General features: G+C 73.0%; 8 protein-coding genes and 1 pseudogene. 6 read left to right on the top strand and 3 right to left on the bottom strand.

Translation table 11 applies throughout. From position 1 onward, the window contains the following. Positions 1 to 87 precede the first annotated feature (87 nt). Positions 88 to 846: pseudogene (locus ACFVZW_RS09300) on the top strand (substrate-binding domain-containing protein); the annotation flags it as partial. Positions 847 to 925: 79 nt separating this feature from the next. Here the strand turns inward: ACFVZW_RS09300 and ACFVZW_RS09295 are convergent. Both ACFVZW_RS09295 and ACFVZW_RS09290 read right to left on the bottom strand, forming a co-directional pair. Beyond that, positions 926 to 1,525: a dihydrofolate reductase family protein gene (locus tag ACFVZW_RS09295; protein ID WP_384519034.1), complete on the bottom strand. Its 600-nt coding sequence runs from the start codon at positions 1,523 to 1,525 to the stop codon at positions 926 to 928. Then, positions 1,522 to 2,385, bottom strand: coding sequence for a metalloregulator ArsR/SmtB family transcription factor (locus ACFVZW_RS09290; RefSeq protein ID WP_384519031.1), 864 nt, complete (start codon positions 2,383 to 2,385; stop codon positions 1,522 to 1,524). Before ACFVZW_RS09290 ends, ACFVZW_RS09295 begins: the two co-directional genes overlap by 4 nt. 210 nt (positions 2,386 to 2,595) lie before the next feature. On the opposite strand from ACFVZW_RS09290, the gene ACFVZW_RS09285 reads away from it, so the two are divergent. The 5 genes from ACFVZW_RS09285 (at position 2,596) to ACFVZW_RS09265 (ending at position 7,327) form a co-directional block, all read left to right on the top strand. Further along, the gene (locus tag ACFVZW_RS09285; RefSeq protein WP_383553494.1) at positions 2,596 to 3,093 is read left to right on the top strand and encodes a SigE family RNA polymerase sigma factor; all 498 of its coding nucleotides are present in this window, start codon (positions 2,596 to 2,598) and stop codon (positions 3,091 to 3,093) included. After that, positions 3,086 to 3,475: a hypothetical protein gene (locus tag ACFVZW_RS09280; RefSeq protein ID WP_384519027.1), complete on the top strand. Its 390-nt coding sequence runs from the start codon at positions 3,086 to 3,088 to the stop codon at positions 3,473 to 3,475. Before ACFVZW_RS09285 ends, ACFVZW_RS09280 begins: the two co-directional genes overlap by 8 nt. A gap of 75 nt (positions 3,476 to 3,550) precedes the next feature. Further along, positions 3,551 to 4,783 carry a mannosyltransferase family protein gene (locus tag ACFVZW_RS09275; protein WP_384519024.1) on the top strand — a complete coding sequence of 411 codons (1,233 nt, stop codon included), beginning with the start codon at positions 3,551 to 3,553 and terminating at the stop codon, positions 4,781 to 4,783. A gap of 68 nt (positions 4,784 to 4,851) precedes the next feature. Continuing rightward, positions 4,852 to 5,313 carry a hypothetical protein gene (locus tag ACFVZW_RS09270; protein ID WP_384519165.1) on the top strand — a complete coding sequence of 154 codons (462 nt, stop codon included), beginning with the start codon at positions 4,852 to 4,854 and terminating at the stop codon, positions 5,311 to 5,313. Positions 5,314 to 5,614: 301 nt separating this feature from the next. Continuing rightward, on the top strand, positions 5,615 to 7,327 hold the full coding sequence (locus ACFVZW_RS09265) for a sigma-70 family RNA polymerase sigma factor (RefSeq protein ID WP_384519021.1): 1,713 nt from the start codon (positions 5,615 to 5,617) through the stop codon (positions 7,325 to 7,327). A 145-nt stretch (positions 7,328 to 7,472) separates the two neighbouring features. Here ACFVZW_RS09265 and ACFVZW_RS09260 read toward each other — a convergent pair whose 3' ends face one another. After that, a complete protein-coding gene (locus tag ACFVZW_RS09260; protein ID WP_384519018.1) occupies positions 7,473 to 8,456 on the bottom strand; it encodes a LuxR family transcriptional regulator in 984 nt (327 codons plus the stop codon). Positions 8,457 to 8,538: the final 82 nt, after the last annotated feature.

Raw genomic sequence — 8,538 nt, 5'->3', positions numbered from 1 at the left:
CGCGGGTGTTCTGGGGCGGTCTCATCCTGACACGGCCAAAGTCATAAGTCCGGGCGCGGGCGCGCGCGGGCGCCCGCCCCCCCCCCCGAGGCCGGCCTCGGCGTGATGGTCTGCAACAGCGCGCAGAGCCCGAGCGAGGAGGCCGAGTACCTGGCGCTCTTCGCCGAGCAGCGGGTCCGGGGCGTCCTGCTGACTCCGGCCGACGCCACCGGCCGCAACATCAAGGCGTTCCGCCGCCACAAGATCCCCTTCGTCCTCGTCGACCGGGTCGCCGAGGGCTCCGCCGAGTGTTCGGTCTCCGTCGACGACGTCGCGGGAGGCGCGCTCGCCGTGCGCCACCTCGTGGAGGCCGGGCACCGCTCCATCGCCTACGTCAGTGGTCCGCCCGGCCTCACCCAGGTGCGCGACCGGCGCACCGGCGCCCTGAACGCGCTCGCCGAGGCCGGCCTCGATCCCGACGCCCTGCGCGAGCTGCCCACCGAGCGACTCGACGCCGCCTCCGGTCGGGACGCCGGTGCCCGTCTGCTCGGGCTCTCGGACCGTCCGACCGCCGTCTTCTGCGCCAACGACCTGCTCGCCCTCGGCGTCCTGCAGGCCATGTACGACGCCGGCGTCCGCGTCCCCGACGACCTCGCGATCGTCGGCTACGACGACATCGAGTTCGCCGCCGCCGCGACCGTCCCGCTGACCTCGGTACGGCAGCCCGCCGTCACCATGGGGGGCATGGCCGCCGAACTCCTGCTGGAGGAGTCGGAGGCACAGGCCGGAAAGGGGCAGCACGAGCACCGCCGGGTCGTCCTGCAGCCCGAACTGGTCGTGCGCCGCTCGAGCCTCTCCGCCCGCTGATCCTCCCCGGCCGCCCGGCACCCGACCGCGCCCGGTCCGCGACGCGAGCCGTCGGGGACGGGTGTGCTGTCCGGCCGGCTCAGCGGACCCGGTCGTAGACCATGGCCATCTCGCCCAGCGCGCCGGTCTCCTGGTGTGCGAGCTTCCACATCGATCCGGGCAGGCCGTCTTCGAACAGCCGCTGCCCACCGCCGACGATCTCGGGGCAGATCAAGAGGTAGAGCCGGTCCACCAGGTCCGCGGAGAGCAGCGCCTTGAGGACGCTCGGGCTGGTGTTGACGAGGATGTCGCCCTCTCCGCCGGCCTTGAGCTCGGTGACGACGTCGGCGGCCGGGGCGTTCACCACGCGGGTGCGTTCCCACGGCGCCTCGGTCAAGGTGGTCGAGAAGACCACCTTCTCCGTGTCGACCAGCCACTTCGCGTATCCACGATCGCGCGGATCGGCGTTCTCGTCCTCGGCGACCATCGGCCAGTACCCCAGGAACCCCTCGGCGTTGAGCCGGCCGAGCAGCGCCGTCGTCGCGCCTTCCCAGATGCGGGTGAGATGGTCGCGCGCCACCTCGGTGGTCGCGTAGCGGACGATCGAGCCGATGTCGCCGGGCCCGCCGGGGCCGTTGTAGCGCCCGTCGAGGGTGAGGGCGATGTTCGCGGTGACCTTGCGTCCGGTCGAGCTGGTCATGGCCGTGCTCCCTTGTTCCTGGTGTGGGCTGCCTCGGTCGTGCGCCGAGAGGTGGCGACGGCGTCGGTGAGCTTGTCGAGGCTCTGGCCGAAGCCGATCTCGATACCCGCGATGAAGTCCGCGGAGTCGACCGTGCTGTCGGTGATCCGGAAGTCCACGTCGAGGTCCGTTCCGGTGTCGGTGGGCCGGAGGTCGATGCCGACGTGGGCGGTGAACGCGGGGCTGCCGTCGGGAAGCCGGGGGGTGAGGCGGTAGGCGAGGCGCTCCCCGGGGCGTGCGTCGTCGACGACGCCTTCCCCGTGCCCGGCCTCCGGATCGGAGCCGTCGACGTCCTCGGCGTCGCGATACCCCAGGACGATCCGCCCGCCCGGGCGGGCCTCGAAGACGAGCTCGGAGACGCGGAGGTCGTCGGGCGTCCACCAGCGGGTGAGCAGGGCGGGCTCGGTCAGGTGGCGCCAGACCAGATCGGGGCTCCCCGTCAGCGACCGGTGGAACGCGAACGAGCGGCCGTCGGCCCACCCGGGCTCCTGGGCGGCGAGCCGCTCCGTGTCGACGCCGAGCCCGTAGCGGTCGTACGTCTCGCGGGGGCCGCCGGTCCGGTCCGCGGTGTCCGCGAGCCGGCCGAGCGCGGCCGCCAGGTCCCGCAGGGGACCGGAGCGGAGCGCGTAGACGCGGCGCCGGCCGGTGCGCTGGGAGGTGACGACTCCCGCACGCTCAAGGGTCTGCAGGTGCTTGGTCGTCTGCGGCTGGCGCGCCTCGGCGAGCTGGGCGAGGACACCGACCGGGCGGGGCCGCTCGGCCAGGAGGGTGACGAGCCGCCAGCGGGCCGGGTCGGCCAGTGCGGCGAGTGGTGCGTCCATGAGGGCAAGTATTCTCCTTCGAGAATATTCCTGTCAAGGAATATCTCTGGACGCGCCGGTTGGGGTCGGGCTGATCGGCCCGGCCGGGGGACGCGTGTCCCGCGTGATCGGTTCCGTGATCACCATCACTCTGTTGATTCGTGGCCCGTGTCAACCAGGCGCCTGCTGCCAGGCGTATGCGTGGTGAAGCGAAAGATCCGGGAGTGAGTGTTGACCGTTGAGGAGTTCGAGGCGTTCTACGAGCAGGCGGTCGCGCGACTCACAGGGCAGCTGTACGTGATGCTGGGCGACCTGCACGAGGCTCAGGACGTCGTACAGGAAGCGTTCGTCAAGGGGTGGAGCCGGCGGCGGCAGCTCGATCGCGACGGGCAGCCGGAGGCGTGGATCCGCACGGTCGCCTGGCGCCTCGCGGTGAGTCGTTGGCGCTTCCGCAGGCGCGCGTCGGACGCGTGGGATCGCGCGGGCGCCCCGCCGCCGGTCGAGGGCCCCGGCCCCGAGCACGTGGTGCTCATCGACGCCCTGCGTGACCTGCCCGCCCAGCAGCGACGCACGGTGACGCTGCACTATCTGTGCGACCTGAGCGTCGAACAGATCGCGGGCGAGACGGGACAGTCCGCCAGCACCGTCAAGACACACCTCGTCCGCGGCCGTGTCGCCCTCGCCGATCGTCTGCAGCCCCGGAACGTTGAGGAGGACCCCGGTGCTTGAACCCCAGGAACCTCAGGACCCCCTGCGCGAGATGTTCCGTCAGGCAGCTGCCTCCGGACAGTCCCGCGCCCGTGCCGTACCGGTCGCGCGCATCGCCGAACGTGCCGGACGCGCGCACCGGCGCCGTGTCGCCGTCGCCGCGGGCGCCGCATGCCTGCTCTTCGCCGGTGGCGGAGTGACGGTGGCCGCTCTCCTGTCGGACGCGCCGACTCCCGTCGTCCCGGCCACCAGCCCTTCGCCCGATGCGCCGTCGCCCTCGGAGACCACCCGGCCGCCGGTGAGCAGCACGACGTCGCCGCCCCCCACCGGCGAGGGCACCTCCGGCTATCCGTCGGCCACCGCGACACATCCGTCAGGGCTGGCGACCACCACAGCCCCCTGACCTCCGACGCTCTGCAACGCGACGCGCCGTCGTCGCGCGATCCGCCCTGCCTTCCCACACCCACGAGAGTCCCCCATGTCCGTGATATCCCCCCGGTCTTCCCGGTCGCGGGAAGAGACGACGCCCCCCTCCCTCTCCTCGTCCCGCCCGGCCTCGGTCGTCCATCGCCCCCTCCGCCCGCGACTGAGCGCCGAGGACCGGGACGTGCTGTGGCTGTATCTGCTCACCCGCGCCGCCCTCTGGACCACCGTCTACTGCGCGCGCTGGCTCTTCCCCTCCGATGCCGATACCCGTGACCCGGGCTCGGTCCTCACCCCCTTCGAACGATGGGACTGGGGGCACTTCCTGAACGTGGCGCGAGACGGCTACTTCCCCGCGGGAAACGGCCCATGGGACGCCGACTGGGACAACCGCGAGGCGTTCTTTCCAGGCTTCCCCCTCGCCCTGCGGGCCGTATACACCGTCGTCCCGAACTGGACCGCCGCCGGACTGCTGATCTCCTTCGTCGCCGGCGCCATAGCCGTGCTGGCGCTCGCGCGGGTCGCGCGCCTCCACCTGCGCGACGCCAACGCCGGCCGGCGGACCGTGCAGCTCCTGCTGCTCTCGCCGTGCGCGGTCTTCCTCGCCACCGGCTACAGCGAGTCGCTCTTCCTCGCGCTCGCCCTTCCGGCCTGGCTCGCCGCCCACCGCCGCGACTGGCCCCTCGCCGCCACGCTCGCCGCCCTGGCGACGACCGTACGCATCACCGGTCTCTTCCTCGCGGCCGCCCTCGCCCTGCACTTCGTCCTGACCGCCCGCGCCCGGGGCGGCTGGCGACCCCTGCCCTGGCTCGCGCTGCCGGCCCTTCCCGCTTTCCTCTACGCCTGGTACCTGCACTCCCGCACCGGCGACTGGATGGCGTGGAAGCACGCCCAGGAACGCGGGTGGTACCGCCGGTTCCACGCGCCCCGGGAGGCCTGGAGCAACACCTGGGAGTCCGCTTTCGACCACGTCCAGACCACCGGCTACGCCTTCATGTTCCAGGCCGAACTCCTCGCCATGGTCGTCGGACTGGCCCTGGCGGCCCTCCTGATCCGCCGCCGCCGCTGGCCCGAAGCCGCCTACGTCTGCCTCAGTCTGTGGGCGCTCGGCACCTCGTACTGGTACACCTCCATCCCCCGGTCCACCCTCCTGTGGTGGCCGCTGTGGATCACTCTCGCCGCCTGGAGCCTGCGCTCACCACGCTTCAGGACCGCGTACTTCTGCCTCGTGGCGCCCCTGTCGACGCTGTTCGCCCTCACCTACATGACAGGGCGTTGGGCCGGCTGAAACGCCCGACGATCTTGATCGGCGCCGCAGGCAACCTCCCTCCGGGGGGCCACGTCCTAGGGGACGTGATCGAGCTCTACGAATCCGACTCTCCCGGCCCCGACAGCGACGAAGAGACCGTGCGCCCGGGCCCGTTCTGGCGCCACGCGCTCTGGGTGCTGGGCATCACGGCCGTCGCGGTGGCGGCGGGCTGGGCCACCTCTCTGTTCCGGATCGGGCCCGAGCGGTACGGACTTCCGCCCGCCGCTCCCGGCGCGCTGTGGCCGTACCTGGCCGCCTGGGCCGCCATCGGCCTTGTCGTCGCGGCCGTCCTGCGGACCGCCGCCGCCAAGGTTCCCGTCTACGCACCCGGACGGATCGCGGCCGGGCTCATCTACGGGGGCACCCGGCTCTCCCTGGGCTGGCGCCCGGAGGCACCCCTCCTCGGCGGGATGGCCGCGGTCGCGCTGATCGCGGCGGCCGTCTGGTGCGCGATCGCGTTCCGCCCGCCTCAGCAGGCGCCGAAGGAGCGCACCGTCGTCGAGCGGTAGGTCTGCCCCGGGCGAGGGAGAGATCCACCCGGCCGCGCGCCACGGACCGGGACTTCGCCGCCGAGCGCATCGTCGAGGCGACGCCGCCGACCCGGGCATCTACCCGAGGTCAGGGCCCGCCCTGGCCCCGGCACGGAACCGTCCTTCCGATCACCCGAGCGGAGCCGGCCGCACCGGGTTCGCGCCCTCGTTGAGAAATCCCCGCAGAATTCCTCGTACTTTCCGTTATCGAGCGCACGCCTTGCGGTCTCCCAGGCGTTGGGCTTCGACGACAGGCAGGACGGACAGGGTGGATCAGGGCATGGGCGCACAGCACGGTACGGAGCTGGTCAGGGCGGCGCAGAGCGGGGACCTGTGGGCACAGGACCGGCTCATCGCCGCCTACCTGCCCCTGGTCTACAACATCGTGGGCCGGGCGATGAACGGCCACCACGATGTCGACGACGTCGTGCAGGAGACCATGCTGCGCGCGCTCGATGGACTCGGCGGCCTGCGCTCGCCGGACAGCTTCCGGTCCTGGCTCGTGGCCATCGCCATGAACGGCATACGCAACCACTGGCGCGCGCAGCAGTCCGGCCTCCGCCCCGACGTCCTCGACGACGCCCGCGACCTCGCCCACCCCGGCGCCGACTTCGTGGACCTGACCGTCGTCCGGCTGAACCTGTCCGGCCAGCGGCGCGAGACCGCCGAGGCGACCCGCTGGATGGAGCCGGACGACAGCGCCCTGCTGTCCCTGTGGTGGCTGGAGTGCGCGGGTGAGCTGACCCGGCACGAGGTGGCGTCGGCCCTCGAACTGACCACGGAGCACACCGCGGTCCGGGTGCAGCGGATGAAGGCGCAGCTGGAGGCCGCCCGCGTCGTCGTACGGGCTCTGTCGGCGCAGCCGCTCTGCCCCACCCTGAGGTCCGAGCTCGGCGGGTGGGACGGCCGCCCGTCCGCGCTCTGGCGCAAGCGGATAGCCCGGCACGCCCGCGCCTGCGCGCACTGCGCGGGCCTGTGGACCGGCCTCGTCCCGGCCGAGGGCCTGCTCGCCGGACTGCTGCTGGTGCCGCCGGCCGGGCTGCTGCTCGCGAGCGTCCGCGAGAGCGCGGGCTTCGGGCTCGCCGCCGCGACCACGCCGTACGGAGGCGGGGGTCCGGCCGAGCCCGTCGCGGCGGAGACGGCATCCATGCCCGCCGTGTCGGAGGGGGCGCACCGGCCCGCCGGAACGGGTGGCCGGCACAAGGCCGGCGGGTCGCGTGCCGCGCAGGGCACCCGCGGCGACCGCCGTAGGCAGGAGCAGCTGAGGAAGCGCGGGCGCCGCCGTGCCGTCGTCGCCGCCGGCATCGCCGTGGTCGCCGTCACCGGCGGGTCCTTCTACCTGAGCACCGGCCCCGACGACGTCGAGGCCCTGGACGCCGTGGACGCGACGCAGGCGGATGCGCCGGGGGACGCCCTGTCCACCTCGCCGTCGCCGACCACCCCCTCCGCCTCGGCCACCGCGTCGAAGACCACGTCGCCGAGCCCGAGCAAGAGCGCCTCGCCGTCCGCGAGCCGGACCGCCACGCCCCGTCCCACGAAGCCGGCCCCCACGCGCACCTCCTCACCCGCGCCCAAGCCGAAGTCCACCGGAACGACGGGCGGTTCGGGCTCGGACTCCACCACCGCCGGCCAAGTCGTGAGTCTCGTCAACTCCGAGCGCGCCAAGGCGGGTTGCGGTCCGCTGACCGAGAACTCCCTGCTGACCGAGGCCGCGCAGGGCCACTCCGTCGACATGGCCGCGCGGAACTTCTTCGACCACACCAACCCGGACGGCGACGGCCCGGGCGAGCGCGTCACGGCCACCGGATACCGCTGGTCGACGTACGGCGAGAACATCGCCATGGGCCAGCGCACCCCGGCCCAGGTGATGGAGTCCTGGATGAACAGCCCCGGCCACCGGGCGAACATCCTGAACTGCTCCTTCAAGGAGATCGGCATCGGCATCCACTCCGACGGCGGCCCCTACTGGACGCAGGTCTTCGGAGCGCGCTGAGCGGGGCGGCGGAGTCGCGGCGGGCGCGCTGGTGATGACCGCTCTGGTCGCCGGGCGAGGAGTTCGACAGCTGGATGACGGCCGCCGACGACAGCCCCCTCGTCCTCGACCCCGACTGGTGAACCCCGTCGGCGGACGTGGCCGGTCACAGCCATCCGTGGCGCTGTGCCTGCAAGGCCATCTGGAAGCGGTTCGCGGCGCCCAGCCTGGCCATCAGGATCTGGAGGCGGCGGAAGAGCGTGCGGCGGCTGATGCCCAGCTCGCGGGCGATGGCCTCGTCGCTCGCGCCGCCGGCGAGGAGCCACAGCAGGCGGCGGTCGGCCGGGGGCAGCCCGCCCGGGCGACTCGTGCCGCCGTGGAACGGCAGGGCGTTCCGCCAGGACTGCTCGAAGAGCGCGATGAGGGCGGAGAGCAGCCCGCACGGCTGCACGACCAGCATGCTGGTGTGGACGTCGGCCTCCTTGATCGACAGCGACACGAGCGCGTACGCCTCGTCGATGATCACGAGCTTGACCGGTAGCGAGGGCAGCACCCTGGCCTGCTCGCCGGCCTCGATGCACGGTTCGATGGCCTCCTTGAGGTGCCCCGGGTGCTCCAGCGACTCCCGCGCGTACACGACGCGCTGCCGCACACCGCGGGCGAGCGTGGCCAGCGCGTCGTCCGTGGCGCCGGGCAGGGGGAAGTACGGCGGTGACTCGAACTGGCGGATCTCCTCGCGGGCGCTGGCCCACGCGTGGCGCATCCTCGGGCCGACGGCGTCCCCGGTGACGACCTCGACGAGATGGTAGTTGTACGCGGCGAGCCGCTGACGCCGGAAGGACTCGAACGCGCCTCCGACGGCGATCCGCGACTCCTCCAGCTCGGCCGCCCGGTGCCGGGCGAGGATCTCCAGGCCCGCGGCGGGCGGAACCGGCGCCACCACGTCCCCGCCCTCCTCCGCCGCGCTCGCCAGTCCGGCCTCGACCAGCCTGCCGTAGGCCGCGGCGAGCTCCGCGTCGCCCAGGCGCGCGGCGGTCCCGATCGCGCTCAGCGGAGCGGGTGCTCGTTCGAGCAGAGCCAGATAGACCCGGCCCGCGGCCTCATCGATGCCCAGAAGCCGCAGGGCCTCGCCGAGTTTCGCGTTCGTCATGCGTCGCATTATCGACGGGCCTCCAGGCCGCGTGTGGCCGATCAGTGCCAGTGGCACATCTCGGCCCCCGGCGGGCGCGGTG

Origin of the sequence: Streptomyces sp. NPDC059567, from assembly GCF_042735655.1 — a bacterium.
Classification (GTDB): Bacteria; Actinomycetota; Actinomycetes; order Streptomycetales; family Streptomycetaceae; genus Streptomyces.
The sequence above is the reverse complement of the archived record's forward strand: the minus strand, read 5'-3'. Positions and strand labels throughout refer to the sequence as shown.

What these genes read in the sequence shown, in the direction of transcription:
- ACFVZW_RS09295 (WP_384519034.1), bottom strand. Translation starts at nt 1,525, where the DNA reads ATGACCAGCTCGACCGGACGCAAGGTCACCGCGAACATCGCCCTCACC.
- ACFVZW_RS09290 (WP_384519031.1), bottom strand. Translation starts at nt 2,385, where the DNA reads ATGGACGCACCACTCGCCGCACTGGCCGACCCGGCCCGCTGGCGGCTC.
- ACFVZW_RS09275 (WP_384519024.1), top strand. Translation starts at nt 3,551, where the DNA reads ATGTCCGTGATATCCCCCCGGTCTTCCCGGTCGCGGGAAGAGACGACG.
- ACFVZW_RS09265 (WP_384519021.1), top strand. Translation starts at nt 5,615, where the DNA reads ATGGGCGCACAGCACGGTACGGAGCTGGTCAGGGCGGCGCAGAGCGGG.
- ACFVZW_RS09260 (WP_384519018.1), bottom strand. Translation starts at nt 8,456, where the DNA reads ATGACGAACGCGAAACTCGGCGAGGCCCTGCGGCTTCTGGGCATCGAT.